We start from the raw sequence: 13,218 nt of genomic DNA, 5'->3' as shown, positions 1-13,218 counted from the left end.
GGCGCGCCTGCGGCCGCCGCCGTCCCTGCGGCGAGCGCCGCGAAGACCGCGCCGCGTCTGCGGGAGGGCCGGTACAGCGCTTGCTCAAGGCGGCCGGCCGCCGCGCCGAACAGCGCGACCGGGTGTCCGCGCTGCGGGTCGGGGACTAGCCGGTCCAGGACGGCGCCGGCCGCCAGTCCGGCGGCGCGCGCGGCGGGGCCGGACGCAGGGGCGGCAGGGGCGGTGCTGATGCGCGAACGGCGGGGCATGCCGCCACGGTAGCGCCCGCCGCTGCAGGTCAGGACATCGGCATGGGCCGGTAAACGCAGTTTGCCCGCGGAATCTGAGAGCATGACCCGGGGTGTCCGGCGCCCTCCCCTCTGCGCGCAGTGGCCGCGGGAGAGGAGGGGAGTGGCATGCTGGCGGTGTTCGCCCTGCTGTCGGCCGTCGCCGACGGCGTCTACTGGCTGTTCTGAGCCCCGTTCCGCGGAGCGGCAGGCTCCCGGCGGCGGCCCCGGCGCGCCCGGACCGCCGCCCTCCCGCGGCGACACACCCGGGCGCGACACCCGCGCGCGGCGCCACGCCAGCGGTTAATCAGCGGTAACGTGTTGGCGGTCGGCGATACCCGTCGGTTTGGTGGTGCGCGTGGGGGTAGGGGACGCACCTCCGATTCCGGCCGGATGTGCTTTTTTGCCCGACCTTGGGACGCATCGCCCGAATACCGTAAGATGTCGCCTCAAGCCGCTCCGAGGCCCCCGCCCCACCCCCGCCACAACTCAACCCGGCACCCGTAGCTCAGTGGATAGAGCATCGGACTTCTAATCCGACGGCCGCAGGTTCGAATCCTGCCGGGTGCGCCATCCCGGCTCGCGATTGCCGACGTGCGGTGCCGTCTGAACCGGTCGCAGCGCCCTCAGGTGAGCAGGGACCGGGCCTCGGCGATGGCGTCGAGGTCGGCGCGGTAGTCGGGGCCGCCGAGGGCCAGGCCGAAGCTGGTGACGCCGGCTTCGGTGTAGGCGGCGATGCGCTCGGCGACTTCGGCGGGACTTCCGGTGAGGGTGACGCCGGCGACCTCCTCGGCGGACATCTGCGCGAACCCGCCCAGGGTGGCGAACAGGGCGTCGCGCGCGGCGCGGGTGGCGGCCTTGCCCACCAGGGCGTGCGCGCCGAGGTGGATCTCGGGCACGGGCCGGCCCAGTTCTGCGGCGAACGCGGCCAGGCGGTCGGCGGCGGCAGCGACCTGCGCGGGCGAGAGAAACGACGGCGCCCAGCCCTGTCCGAAGGCTGCGGCGCGGCGGAGCGGGGCGTCGCCGTCTCCGCCGCCGATGAGGATCGGCGGCACGGGTGCGCCCGGAGCCAGGGTGACCTCGGTGGGCCCGTCCCGTCCGGGGACTGCTGCGGGTTCGCCCCGGATCAGCGGCGGCAGGAGCGCGAGCGCGCGGTCCGCGAGCTTTCCCCGGTGGGTGGCGGGTGCCCCCACCGCCTTCCAGAAGGGTGACCCGGGCGCACCGCCGAGCCCCGTGCCGAGCCGGATGCGGTGGCCGGACAGGTGCTGCAGCGTCTGGACCTGGGCGGCGAGCAGGGCGAGGGGACGGACAGGCAGCGCGATCACGCCGAACTCCAGGCCGATGCGCCGGGTGGCTCCGGCAGCGGCGGCGAGGACGGCGGTGCCCTCCAGCGCGGGCGTTCCGTCGCCCACGATGAAGTCGGGCGCGCTGACGGCGTCGATCCCCGCCTCCTCGGCGGCCCGGGCGGCGTCGGCCACGCCGATTCCGCCCGGGCGCAGGTCCTCTTCCAGGGTGGGCAGGTTGACGCTGATTGCAGGCGGCACCACGGGCTCCTTCCGGTTCACGCCCCACTCTGGAACTTGGAGTTAAGTCCATGTCAACCCGGCAGGTCGGACCGGTGGCACGGGTTGTCCACAGGTTCGCGGACCGGGGGTGCCGGCGGGCGGCGCGGTGCTTAGCGTTGAGGCGATGGCGGACGGTCGTGGTCAGGGCGCAGCGGGCGCCCGGCGCGGGCGGGCGGTTGCCCCGTGCCGCGCGTGCGAGGGACGACGCCGCCGGTCCTGCCCGAACGCCGAAAGGGGACCCCATGGGGCCCGCGGAAACGCACACCGTCGTCCTCGAACTCGACCCCGCCACCTACGGCGAGCTCGCCGCAGCGGCGGGCGACCGCACCGTCACCACCTACCTGTACGGCCTGGCCGGGCGCTATGCCCGGTGGAACGAGATGCGGGACTGGCTCGTGCACCTGGAGGACTGCTACGGCCCGCTCCCGGCCGACGCCCTGGAGCGCCTGCACCGCCGCATGCTCGGACTGCGCCCCGTCGCTGAGCGGAGCAGGGGCCTCAGCGTGGCCTTCACCGAGGAGGAGTTCGCCGCTCTGGACGAGGCCGCCGACGGCCGCACGCTCGCCGCGTTCGTCCGCGACACGGTCCTCGACCGCATCACCTCGGGCGAAAAGGAGAGGACCGCCGACCCCGCCGGCGCTGACGGTGCCGCCCGTGCCGCGGACAGTGCGGGCGCGGCACGCTCGCCCGGAGCGTCGCGGGTCGGCTGAGCAGGCCTCGGCGCAGCCGAGCGGTGAGACCCGGGCCCGCGCCGCGCACGCGGCGGGGGCCCGGTGGCGGTGGTGAACGAGGCCGAAAGCGGCGGTTGGCGGCCGTGCGCAGCGGAGGTGCGGGTGCGCGGTCTGCCGGCCGGGGCGGTGATGGCAGCCGGTGCCGCGGGGCTGCCGGCCGCCGCGGCGAGACCGGCCCGGCAGGCGGCGCTCTCACCGGTGCGCGGACGCTGGTGCCGGTGGGGGCCGGTATGCAGTCAGCGGTAGAGCGTCTGCGGTGCTTACGCCCCCGCCCTCCCGCTGCGCGGGGGTCCGCAGCGGGAGGGCGGGGCCGCAGGACTCGGCCGCGCCGACCGGCAGGGCGGCTGTCCTGGCGCCGGAGCCCGCTGCACCCGCGCCCGCGTGGTGCCGAACTGCTCCGGGGCTGCAGCACTGGGACTCACGCCGTGGTGCGGTGCCGCACCGGTGAGCCCGGCGGCGCGGGCCGTGCGAGCGGGCCGGCGGGACTCCGCCCGGTGCCGATCCGCGGGCGGCTGTACACGAGTGGCCACCCGTGCGTTGGGGCGGGTGCGTTCGGCCGCGCGGTGATGGCGCCCCTGCGGCCGGTGGAGAGCGGAGGCTGCCCGGCCGGCGGCGGGCGCCGGATGATGGCGGCACCGGCCGTGCGCCCGCCGGTCAGAGACGGCAGCGGGCTGCGGGTGCGGCCGGCGCAGGTGCTGATGTGCCGACCGGTCAGCTCCACGGCGGTGCCGGTCGCCGGCCGCCATGGCCGACCCGGCCGGCGGGTGCACCGGACGGGTAGGGCGCGCCTCAGCTGGACAGGGTCAGCTGGACAGGGAACGGGCGTAGTTCACCTGGCGCATGACTTCGTGGACGGTCTGCGGGCCCCGGGCGGGGATCACCGCGGCGTAGTAGGCGCTGCCGTTGTGCACCGTGACCTGGATGGTGCCCGTCGTCTTCTTCTCCTTCATGAGGAGGAACAGGAGGCCGAGCAGGCCGATCAGGCAGAGCCAGATGAACAGGGCGACCGAGGCGATGGCGAGGATGACGCCGACGGTGGAGACGCGCTCCTCCACTCGCGTCATGTCTGCGACGTCCCATGTTGCGCCCTTGATCGGGAATCGGCCGGAGGGGACGATCACCTCGGTCTGGGTCAGCGCGATGTCGCCGATGTAGGTCAGCACCTGCGACGACGGGTCAGGTTGTGCGGGCACCGCCGCCGCCGACTCCCAGCCGCCGGACTGGGCAGGAACGATCTCGCCCGGCGAGTGCTGAGGAAACCCGGGCGACGAGGGCGGGGTCTGCGGGTCGCTCTGGCGCCAGGGCTCACCATGCCCGGGCTGCTGGGGGAAGTCTGCCATGGGGCGATCCTCTCAGAACCGGTTCGGTACCGGAGTGGGTTCCGGGCCGGGCGCTGCGGGGGCTGCGAAGCCTGTTGTGCTGATCGTGTGCCTGCGCGGTGGCCGGCCCGCTCAGCCCATGGCCGAATCCGGACATCCTCCTTGCGCGTGCCGGAAAGAGCCCTTCGCCCTGGGTGGCCCGGGGGTTGCGGGGCGTGCGGGGCGTGCGGGGCGCGGCGGGAGCGCGGGACCGGTGCACCAAGCGAACGTGAAAGTCTTTCGCGAAAGCAGGGGTTCTGCGTAGTGTGCCGATGACCCGTCGTGCACGACCAGGACAGTTCCGCTCCGCCTTCCGAGTCATTCCACCTCTCTCCTCTGCCCCCGCCCGCTGAACGAGGTGTGCCCCCCATGGCTTTGCCCCCCAACCCCCTGCCTTCCCGCAGCGCGCGGCGGCCCGCACTGCCGCGGCCGCGCCCGCTGCTGCGCCGCGCAGCGGCAGCCCTCGTCGCGGTCGTCTGCGCCGCGCCGCTGGCCGCAGCGGTGCCCGCAGCCGCCGACGACGGCCCCGATATCGACGCCATCATGGCCGCGGTCGAGGACCACTGCGGCGAGGACGGCTGCTACGACATCCTGCCGCCCGGCCAGAGCGGAGATGCGACGCTCGTCGAGATCCTCGGCAACCAGTTGTTCGGCACCCGGCCGGCGCACTCCTCCGATCAGCTGGACATGTACGACAACCTCAACCACGAGTACGAGGAGCTCGACGACGCCAGGCTCGGCGAGTACTTCCAGGATGCCTCGTTCGGCTCGCCCGACGGCGACCCGTACAGCCCGCGCGACGATGTCGCCATCATCCGCGACGAGGGCTACGGCGTCCCGCACATCTACGGCGAGACCCGCTCCGGGACCATGTTCGGCGCCGGCTTCGCGGTCGCGGAGGACCGGCTCTTCGTGATGGACGTGCTGCGCAACCTCGGCCGCGGCCAGGTCACGCCGTTCGCCGGAGGCGCCGAGGGCAACCGCGCGTTCGAGCAGATGCTGTGGAGCACCGCGCCCTACACCGAGGAGGACAAGCAGGCCCAGATCGACCGCGTCGCCGCCTCCGGCGAGCGCGGCGCGCAGGCCCTGGAGGACGTCGGCTCCTACATCGACGGCATCAACGCCTACATCGACCAGGCCGAGTCGGACCGCGACTACCCGGGCGAGTACGTCCTCACCGGCCACAAGGACGCCGTCACCCAGGAAGGCGAGATCGAGAAGTTCACGCCGACCGACGTCGTCGGCATCGCCTCGCTGGTCGGCGCCCTCTTCGGCGGCGGTGGCGGCGGGGAGGTGCAGTCGGCCGTCGTCAAGCTCGCCTTCCAGAACCAGTACGGCGAAGACGAGGGCGCCGAACTCTGGGACGCCTGGCGCACCGAGAACGACCCGGAAGCGACCGTCACGGTCGACGGCGAGTTCCCCTACAGCGCCAGCCCCGACGATGCCGACGGCGTCGCCATGCCCGACGCCGGCTCGGTCGAGCCCTACGACATCGTCCACGACGAGCAGGGTTCCGCCTCCGGCGGCGACGGCTCCGACGCCGCCGCGCAGGTGTCGGAGGAGAGCACCACCGAGGACGACAGAACGCTCGGCGACCTGGGCGAGGACGACCGCGCCGCGCTGGAGGAGAGCGCCGAGAGCGGCGACCTCGAAGCGGCCGAGGGCATCTTCAACGACGGTGTCCTGCCCGCCAACCTGGCCGAGCCGCGCGGCATGTCCAACGCGCTGCTGGTCTCCGGCGAGCACACCGCCAGCGGCAACCCGGTCTCCGTGATGGGGCCGCAGACCGGCTACTTCTCGCCGCAGCTGCTCATGACGCAGGAGCTGCAGGGCCCGGGCATCAGCGCGCGCGGCGCGTCCTTCCCCGGCACCAGCTTCTACGTCCAGATGGGACACGGCGCCGACTACGCCTGGAGCGCCACCTCGGCCGGCCAGGACATCACCGACACCTTCGCCGTGGACCTGTGCGAGCCGGACGGCTCGGCGCCGGACACCTCGTCGCGCGGCTACGTCGGCACCGACGGCTCCTGCACCGCCTTCGAGGAGCTCACCGTGGAGAACGCCTGGGAGCCGACGGTCGCCGACCAGACGCCTGCGGGCTCCTACCGGCTGACCTCGCTGCGGTCGGAGTTCGGTCTCGTCGAGTCGTTCGCGACCGTCGGCGGCGACCCGGTCGCCTACGTCGCCCGGCGCTCGACCTACCAGCGCGAAGTCGACTCCATCATCGGCTTCCAGCAGTTCAACGAGCCGGACACGATCACCTCGCCGGAGGCGTTCCAGGACGCGGCCGCCGACATCGGCTACGCCTTCAACTGGCACTACGCCGACTCCGAGACCATCGCCTTCCAGAACTCCGGCGCCAACCCGGTCCGCACCCCCGGAACCGACCCCAACCTGCCCATCGCCGCCGGCTCGGACGCCGGCTGGGCCGGCTGGGACCCGGCCGACAACGGCGCCGACTACACGCCGGCCGCCGAGCACCCCAACACCGTCGGCCAGGACTACCTCGTCAACTGGAACAACAAGGTCGCGCGCGGCTACTCCAGCGACTGGGGCAACGGCTCGGTGCACCGCGGAGACCTGCTCGACGGCCGTGTGGCCGCGCTGATCGACGACGGGCACGCCTTCACCAAGTCCTCCCTGACCCAGGTGATGGCGGAGGCCGGCCACACCGACCTGCGCGGCGAGCAGGTGCTCCCGGTGCTGCTGGACGCGCTGGCCGATGCCGACACCGGCGATCCGGCCGTCGCCGCGGCGGTCGAGAAGCTGACCGCCTGGCAGGAGGACGGCGCGCCGCGCCGGGAGGCCGAACGCGGCGACGGCGAATACGCCCACGCCGACGCGGTCCGGATCATGGACGCCTGGTGGCCGCTGCTGGTGTCGGCGCAGTTCGAGCCCGGCCTGGGCGAGGACCTGTTCACCGAGGTGACGCGCTCCGTCGGGATCGACGAGACGCCGTACGGCGACGGCGAGCACAAGGGCTCCGCCTTCCAATACGGCTGGTACTCCTACGTCGACAAGGACCTGCGGTCGGTGTTCGGCGAGGAGGTCGAGGGCGGCTTGGGCGAGCAGTACTGCGGCGGCGGCGACGCCGGCGAGTGCCGCACGCTGCTGGTGGACACGCTCACCGAGGCCGCGGCAACGCCGGCCGAGGACGTCTACCCCGGCGGCGACCAGCTCGCCGGCGACACGGTGGAGCACCAGCCGCTCGGCGGCATCAACATGTGGCCCATCGCCTGGCAGAACCGGCCGACCTACCAGCAGGTCACCGAGTTCTCCAGCGGTCGCTGACCGGCCCCGCCGGCCCTCGGTGGCAGGGCCGGCGGGGACCGCGGCATCCGCCCGCAGGCCGGGCCGATGCGCGGTGCGGGGCCGTGCCCCGGTGCCGGCGGGAGCTGCGCCCGTCGGCACCGCGGCACGGCCCCGCACTGCCGCGTCCGCCGGGAAGCCCCGCCCGCGGCCGTTCGGCACGGGTCAATGCTGCAGGGCGGAACACGCCGGCGGCCTCGCGGCGACTCCGGCGCACCGGTTCGGCGCGCTGCGGAAGGGGGCGGGCGCACCGGACGGCAGCACTGGACGGCGGCGGCAGGCGTGCCCGGCTGCCGATGCCCAGCGCACCGCGCCACCGAGGTGCGGACGGGACTGGCGGGGCGGCGCGCTTCCGTTCGGCCGGCAGCCGGCGCGGATCCGGGCGTGATCGGATTGCCGCCCGGCGCCCGTGTAGCAGCGGAGACCGGACGGGTAGGTTGAGGGTACCCGCAGGACGGGAGGCCCTACATGCCGCTCTGGATCCTCTGGATCGTCGCCGCCGTAGTCCTCGGAATCGCCGAGGCGCTGACCCTCACGCTGTCGCTGGGCCTGCTGGCCGGCGCCGCCATCGCCGCCGCCATCACGGGTGCGCTCGGGTTCGGCGTCGCCGCCCAGGTGCTCGCCTTCGTCGCCACCTCCGCCGCCGGCCTGCTGGTCGTGCGGCCGATCGCCCGCCGCCACTTGCAGCAGCCCCCGCTGCTGGCCTCGGGGACCGCGGCGCTGGTCGGCAAGTCCGGCGTGGTGCTGGAGGAGGTCACCGGCGAGCAGGGCCGGATCAAGCTCTCCGGCGAGGAGTGGTCGGCCCGCGCCATCGACGAGGACCAGACCATCCCCGCGGGCGTGCACGTCGACGTCGTCGAGATCGACGGCGCCACCGCAGTCGTCTACCCGCGGGAGGCGCTGCCGTGACCCGACCCGCCGACTACACGCCTGGCGCCGCCGGCGCCGCACCGTCCGCGCCCCCGGCAGCAGCCGCTTTGACCGCCGCACCGACAGCAGCCCAACCGACCGCAGGGCAGGCTTCCCATGGGTGAGATCATCTTCATCGTTCTGGCAGTGATCGTGGCGCTGCTCGCGATCTCCACGGTCCGCATCGTCCCGCAGGCGCGCGCCTACAACATCGAGCGGTTCGGCCGCTACCAGCGCACCCTGCAGCCCGGCCTGAACTTCATCATCCCGCTGGTCGACCGGGTCAACACCAAGTTCGACCTGCGCGAGCAGGTGTTCTCCTCCCGTCCGCAGCCGGTGATCACCGAGGACAACCTGGTCGTCAACATCGACACGGTGCTCTACTACCAGATCACCGACCCGCGCGCCGCGGCCTACGAGGTCGCCAACTACCTGCAGGCAATAGACCAGCTCACGGTCACCACGCTGCGCAACGTCATCGGCGGGATGGACCTGGAGCGCACCCTCACCTCGCGCGAGGAGATCAACACCCGGCTGCGCGGCGTGCTCGACGACGCCACCGGCAAGTGGGGGATCCGCGCCAACCGGGTGGAGATCAAGGCGATCGACCCGCCGCCCTCCATCAAGGAGGCCATGGAGAAGCAGATGCGGGCCGAGCGCGACAAGCGCGCCGTGGTCCTGCACGCGGAAGGCGAGCGGCAGTCGCGCATCCTCACCGCGGAGGGCGCACGCCAGCAGGCGATCCTGGAGGCCCAGGGCGACCAGCAGGCGCGGATCCTGCGCGCCGACGGTGAGGCCCAGGCCGTGGAGCGCGTCTTCCAGGCGGTGCACGAGAACAACGCCGACCCCAAGCTGCTCGCCTACAAGTACCTGGAGACGCTGCCGTCGCTGGCCAACGGCGAGGGCAACACCTTCTGGGTCATCCCGGGCGAGCTCACCTCCGCCGTGCAGAACGTGACCCGCGCGTTCTCCGGCGAGGACGGCGGCAGCGCTTCCGGCCCGCCGCCGGAGACCGCCGCCGGGCAGGCGCTGGGCGAGCACCACGGCACCGAGGCCGCCGAGCACGTGCGGTCGGCGGCGGAGGAGGCGGCGGACAGCGCCGCGGAGGCGGTGGAGAGCGCGCGCCAGGCGGCCGCGGCAGCAGCGGCCGGCGGCCCCAGCTCCGCCAAGCGCACCGCCCCGACCACCACCGCAACCGACACCACGGACGCGGCCGGCGCTTCCGGGACGGGCGAGGGCTCCGCGGTGCCCGGCCCGTCCCGGCCGACCGACGAAGGGTGACCGGCACCGTCCCGCCGGTGCGGAGGGCAGGGCCGGGGGTGCGGCGCCCCGGCTATCCGGTCCGGCCCAGGTAGGTGTCCAGCAGGTCGGCGTCGGCGCGCAGCCGCGCCGCTGTCTCCGGATGGCCGGAGTCCGCATAGGAGTCGGCAGCCGAGCGGTGCTCGGCGATCTCGGCGGTGAGGACGGCGCGCTCGTCCGCCGCCGTCAGGGTGCGGCGGGCGGTGTCGGCCGCCCCGACGCCGACGGCTGCGCCCGCGACGTGCTCGCTGACCGCCGCGGCGGGCCCGCCGTCGGCGGCCGGCACCGCCTCGGCGTTCTCGATCGCCGCCAGCGCTGACCGGATGGCGGCCGCCGCTGCGCGGTCCCGCCCTTTCAGCGCCGCCTTGAGCCCGGCCCGCAAGTCGTCCCGGAGAGAGTCCATGGCCGGGACATTAGCGCCGGCCCGCGCCGGTCAGCGAGCGGTTTTCGGCCGGCCGGCAGCGCTCCATGGGCGGATTCGGCCGATTCTGTCTAGGCTGGCCGCTCCGGACCGGCGCGGGCCCAGAGCGGTGCCCCGGCGCGGCCGGAGAGAGGACGCCCATGAGCACGGAAGCAGCGGAGGCCGGGGCGGCCGGGCCGCCGCCCGAGACCGCTCCGAACGAGACGGCCGTTCCCCTGCTGTTCGCCCCCGACCCCGACGCAGTGGTCGACTTCTACACGGCGCTGGGCTTCACCGTCACCGACGACATGCGCAAGCCCTACCTCTACCTCGCCCTCGCCTACAGCGGGTTCGGGATCCACTTCACCGGGCCGCCGGACGGCCTCGACCCCGTGCGGAGTGGCGGGGCGAGCTGCCTCGTCATGGTCGATGCGGTCGCGCCCTACCACGCGGCGTTCGCGGCCGGCCTCAAAGCCCGGTACGGGAAGGTGCCGCGCTCGGGCCACGGCCGCATCACCCGGCTGCGGCCCGGGGCGAGCCGGTTCACGGTGATGGATCCGTGCGGCAATTCCATCATCGTGATCCAGCGGGACGAGCCCGAGCGGATCGACTACGGGGGATCGCGCTCCCTCAGCGGGCTGCAGCGCGTCCTGGACAACGCTCGCAACCTGCGTGATTTCAAGACTGATGACCGGGCTGCCTTCCGCGCCCTGGAGTCGGGCCTGCGCCGCAAGACCGAGGGGGCCGCGCCGATCGACGTGGCGCGCGCCTTGGCCGCGCAGCTGGAGCTGGCGCCCGGGCTGGGCGAGCAGCAGCGCATCCCCGAGATCGCGGCCGCACTGCGCGCGGTCGGCCTGACCGCTGAGGAACGGCGGACGGTGGTCGGCGAGCTCGCCACCGAGCACGCCGACTGGGCGGCGTGGCTGGCCGCCGTCGAGGCCGAAGCGGCGGAGTAGCCGCTGCGGGACCGGCGGACGCCGCGGGCTCCCCACCTTTCGCGGTGAGGAGCGGGGAGCCCGAACCGGGCGCCGCTGGCGCGTGTGTGGTGGGTGGCGTCCGTCGCGTAGCAGGGCAGGTGTCCGCCCACCACACAAGCCCTAGGCGCGGGTGTCGATGACGAGCTTGCCGGTGGTGCCGCGGCCGGCCAGGTCGGTGTGGGCCTTCGGGGCGTCGGCGAGGGCGTACCGGCCGCCGATGCGCACGGTGAGGTCGCCTGCGGCCACCAGTCCGAGGACGGCGCCCGCGCGGGCCGTCAGCTCGGCGCGGTCGGCGGTGTAGTGGGCCAGCGACGGCCGGGTCAGGAAGATGCCGCCCGCACTGTTGAGCCGCTGCGGATCGAACGGCGGCACCGCTCCGCTGGACTGGCCGAACAGCACCAGCATGCCGCGCCGGCGCAGCGCGGCCAGCGACGCGTCGAAGGTGCTCGCGCCCACGCCGTCGTAGACCGCCGCGGCGCCCTCGCTGCCGGTCAGCTCGCGCACCGACGCGGCGATGTCGGCGCCCGGCTCGGTGTAGCGGATGATCTCGTCCGCGCCGGCCTCGCGTGCCAGCTGCTCCTTCGCGTCGGTCGAGACGGTCCCGATCACCCGGCCGCCGCGCTTCTTCACCAGCTGCGTGATGAGCATGCCGGTCCCGCCCGCGGCGGCGTGCACGAGCACCGTGTCGCCCTCCTGGACGGGGTAGGTGTCGTGCGTCAGGTAGTGGGCGGTCATGCCCTGCAGGAGCACCGCCGCGGCCTGCTCCGCGGCGACGCCGTCCGGCAGCGGGATGATGCGCTCGCCCGGCACGGCCGCCTTCTCCGCGTAGCCGCCCGGCACGTTGGTCCACCCCACGCGGTCGCCCGGCTGCACCCCGGTGACGCCCTCGCCGACCGCGGAGACCGTGCCCGCGGCCTCCACACCCGGGGTGAGCGGCATCGGCAGGGTGTAGACGCCGGAGCGCTGGTAGATGTCGATGAAGTTGACGCCGGCCGCCTCGACATCGACGGTGACCTGGCCCGGGCCGGGCTCGGGGTCGGCGAGGTCGGCGAGGCGCATGTCCTCGGCCGCGCCGGGCTGGGCGATGCTGATCGCGCGCATGGGGATGCGTCCTTTCTCCGAGACCGCGGCGCAGTCCCGATGGTCCTGCGCCGCGTGCGAGTGCAGCCGGGCGCCGCCCCGCGCCGCCGCGTCCGCCGCGGACGGGCGGCACACCGGGCCGCACCGGGCCCGGCGGCGGCGCTGCGGCAGTGCGGTGGCCGCACCGCCTCCGGGGCGCCCGGCGGTGTGCGGCTTCTGATCATGCCGCGCCGCGGCCCGCCGGCTGCGGGCGGGGCCCGCGTCAGGCCGCGTCGTCGTCCTTCTCCTCCGAAGGCGCGGTCTCGGCGAGCCGGTAGTCGTCGAAGAGGGCGACGGCGTCGCCGCCGCTCCCGCCCGTGCCGCGGTGCAGCAGCAGCCCGGTGCCGCGTCCCGGGATGGGCTGGTTGTCGACGGCCTCGCCGGCGAAGTCGCCGTTGACCCAGGCGCGAACCGTGACCGTGCCGTCCTCGACGTCGGCGTCGGGGTCGGGCAGCTCACGGTCGCAGGTGATCTGCAGGCGGTTGGCGGCATCGCCGCCCTCGAAGCCGGACACGTCGCCGGTCTTGAAGAGGGTGCCGGAGCCGTCGGAGCCGTCGTTGCGGCGGATCACCAGCTCCTTGCCGTCCTTGCGGACGGTGATCTCGTACTGGCGGTAGTCCTCTTCGTAGTCGTCATCGTCGGCGTCGTAGCCGAAGCAGTACATGCCGGCCTGGGCGTAGTCCGCGCCGGACTCCCACTGCAGGCTCGACTCCATGCTCAGGTGGACCGGGTGCTGCTTGCTGTACGGCGACGACAGGCGGCGCTGCTGATCGTCCTCGTAGGCGCCGAGCGCGAGCTGCTGCTGGGAGTGGCCGTACTCGTCGCCCTCTTCGAACTCGGCGTCGTAGGAGTCGGTCCACTCGGTCTCGCCGGAGTCGAAGTCCTCTTCGTAGACGACGGTGCCGTCCTCGGGGAAGGACGGGTCCATCGCGAAGAAGACGCCGGTGCCGGCAGCGGCCACCAGCGCGGTGCCGACGGCCGCGGCCGCCAGCACCTTCGCCTTCGTCCGGGAGCGGCCGCCGCCGGACGCGGCCGGGCCGGCCGGGGAGGCGCCGGGCGGCCCGGCCCCGGGCGGAACACCGGGGCCACCGGGAGCACCGGGTCCGCCAGGGACGCCGGGGGCGCCGTAGGCGGCCGCCTGCCCGTGCGGCGGGGACTGGGCGCCGGGGCCGAAGCCCGGCTGCGGCCCGCTCGGCGGCAGGCCGGGACCGTAGCCCGGCGGGTAGGCGGCGGTGGGCGGCTGGCCGCCCGTCGGCGGCCCCTGCGGGGGCGGGCCCTGCGGTGC

At 74.4% G+C, this 13,218-nt stretch carries 9 protein-coding genes, 1 tRNA gene and 2 pseudogenes; 6 read left to right on the top strand and 6 right to left on the bottom strand.

Features of this window, described 5'->3' with window-relative positions:
• Positions 1–248, bottom strand: a pseudogene (locus ACYVGT_RS27575) (cobalamin biosynthesis protein); the annotation flags it as partial.
• A 515-nt stretch (positions 249–763) separates the two neighbouring features.
• Between ACYVGT_RS27575 and ACYVGT_RS27570 the strand changes: the two are divergent.
• Positions 764–839: transfer RNA gene (locus tag ACYVGT_RS27570), tRNA-Arg, on the top strand.
• 53 nt (positions 840–892) lie between these two features.
• Here the strand turns inward: ACYVGT_RS27570 and ACYVGT_RS27565 are convergent.
• Positions 893–1,810: an LLM class flavin-dependent oxidoreductase gene (locus ACYVGT_RS27565; protein ID WP_460863659.1), complete on the bottom strand. Its 918-nt coding sequence runs from the start codon at positions 1,808–1,810 to the stop codon at positions 893–895.
• A gap of 263 nt (positions 1,811–2,073) precedes the next feature.
• On the opposite strand from ACYVGT_RS27565, the gene ACYVGT_RS27560 reads away from it, so the two are divergent.
• Entirely contained in the window at positions 2,074–2,541 is a 468-nt protein-coding gene (locus ACYVGT_RS27560; protein ID WP_460863656.1) for a hypothetical protein, read from the top strand.
• An 824-nt stretch (positions 2,542–3,365) separates the two neighbouring features.
• Here ACYVGT_RS27560 and ACYVGT_RS27555 read toward each other — a convergent pair.
• A complete protein-coding gene (locus ACYVGT_RS27555; protein WP_460863654.1) occupies positions 3,366–3,902 on the bottom strand; it encodes a hypothetical protein in 537 nt (178 codons plus the stop codon).
• 387 nt (positions 3,903–4,289) lie between these two features.
• Here ACYVGT_RS27555 and ACYVGT_RS27550 point away from each other — a divergent pair, with 387 nt between their 5' ends.
• From ACYVGT_RS27550 to ACYVGT_RS27540, 3 genes are all read left to right on the top strand, one after another.
• Positions 4,290–7,211, top strand: coding sequence for a penicillin acylase family protein (locus ACYVGT_RS27550; protein ID WP_460863652.1), 2,922 nt, complete (start codon positions 4,290–4,292; stop codon positions 7,209–7,211).
• A 486-nt stretch (positions 7,212–7,697) separates the two neighbouring features.
• Complete coding sequence (locus ACYVGT_RS27545) at positions 7,698–8,138, top strand: NfeD family protein (protein ID WP_460863650.1); 441 nt, start codon at positions 7,698–7,700, stop codon at positions 8,136–8,138.
• A gap of 117 nt (positions 8,139–8,255) precedes the next feature.
• The gene (locus tag ACYVGT_RS27540) at positions 8,256–9,419 is read left to right on the top strand and encodes an SPFH domain-containing protein (protein ID WP_460863648.1); all 1,164 of its coding nucleotides are present in this window, start codon (positions 8,256–8,258) and stop codon (positions 9,417–9,419) included.
• Positions 9,420–9,471: 52 nt separating this feature from the next.
• On the opposite strand, the gene ACYVGT_RS27535 is transcribed toward ACYVGT_RS27540, so the two are convergent.
• Positions 9,472–9,840 carry a hypothetical protein gene (locus tag ACYVGT_RS27535; protein WP_460863646.1) on the bottom strand — a complete coding sequence of 123 codons (369 nt, stop codon included), beginning with the start codon at positions 9,838–9,840 and terminating at the stop codon, positions 9,472–9,474.
• A 158-nt stretch (positions 9,841–9,998) separates the two neighbouring features.
• On the opposite strand from ACYVGT_RS27535, the gene ACYVGT_RS27530 reads away from it, so the two are divergent.
• Positions 9,999–10,793, top strand: a complete 795-nt coding sequence (locus tag ACYVGT_RS27530; RefSeq protein WP_460863644.1) for a VOC family protein — start codon at positions 9,999–10,001, stop codon at positions 10,791–10,793.
• A gap of 141 nt (positions 10,794–10,934) precedes the next feature.
• Here the strand turns inward: ACYVGT_RS27530 and ACYVGT_RS27525 are convergent, their stop codons facing one another.
• Together ACYVGT_RS27525 and ACYVGT_RS27520 are read right to left on the bottom strand one after the other, a co-directional pair.
• A complete protein-coding gene (locus tag ACYVGT_RS27525; RefSeq protein ID WP_460863642.1) occupies positions 10,935–11,915 on the bottom strand; it encodes a quinone oxidoreductase family protein in 981 nt (326 codons plus the stop codon).
• Positions 11,916–12,156: 241 nt separating this feature from the next.
• A pseudogene (locus ACYVGT_RS27520) lies at positions 12,157–13,218 on the bottom strand (serine/threonine-protein kinase); the annotation flags it as partial.

Source organism: Nocardiopsis coralliicola (assembly GCF_054779695.1).
The sequence above is the reverse complement of the archived record's forward strand: the minus strand, read 5'-3'. Positions and strand labels throughout refer to the sequence as shown.

Bases quoted from the DNA above. Each gene is read 5' to 3' on its own strand.
- ACYVGT_RS27540 (WP_460863648.1), top strand. From the start codon at position 8,256: ATGGGTGAGATCATCTTCATCGTTCTGGCAGTGATCGTGGCGCTGCTC.
- ACYVGT_RS27560 (WP_460863656.1), top strand. From the start codon at position 2,074: ATGGGGCCCGCGGAAACGCACACCGTCGTCCTCGAACTCGACCCCGCC.
- ACYVGT_RS27545 (WP_460863650.1), top strand. From the start codon at position 7,698: ATGCCGCTCTGGATCCTCTGGATCGTCGCCGCCGTAGTCCTCGGAATC.
- ACYVGT_RS27550 (WP_460863652.1), top strand. From the start codon at position 4,290: ATGGCTTTGCCCCCCAACCCCCTGCCTTCCCGCAGCGCGCGGCGGCCC.
- ACYVGT_RS27530 (WP_460863644.1), top strand. From the start codon at position 9,999: ATGAGCACGGAAGCAGCGGAGGCCGGGGCGGCCGGGCCGCCGCCCGAG.
- ACYVGT_RS27555 (WP_460863654.1), bottom strand. From the start codon at position 3,902: ATGGCAGACTTCCCCCAGCAGCCCGGGCATGGTGAGCCCTGGCGCCAG.
- ACYVGT_RS27525 (WP_460863642.1), bottom strand. From the start codon at position 11,915: ATGCGCGCGATCAGCATCGCCCAGCCCGGCGCGGCCGAGGACATGCGC.
- ACYVGT_RS27535 (WP_460863646.1), bottom strand. From the start codon at position 9,840: ATGGACTCTCTCCGGGACGACTTGCGGGCCGGGCTCAAGGCGGCGCTG.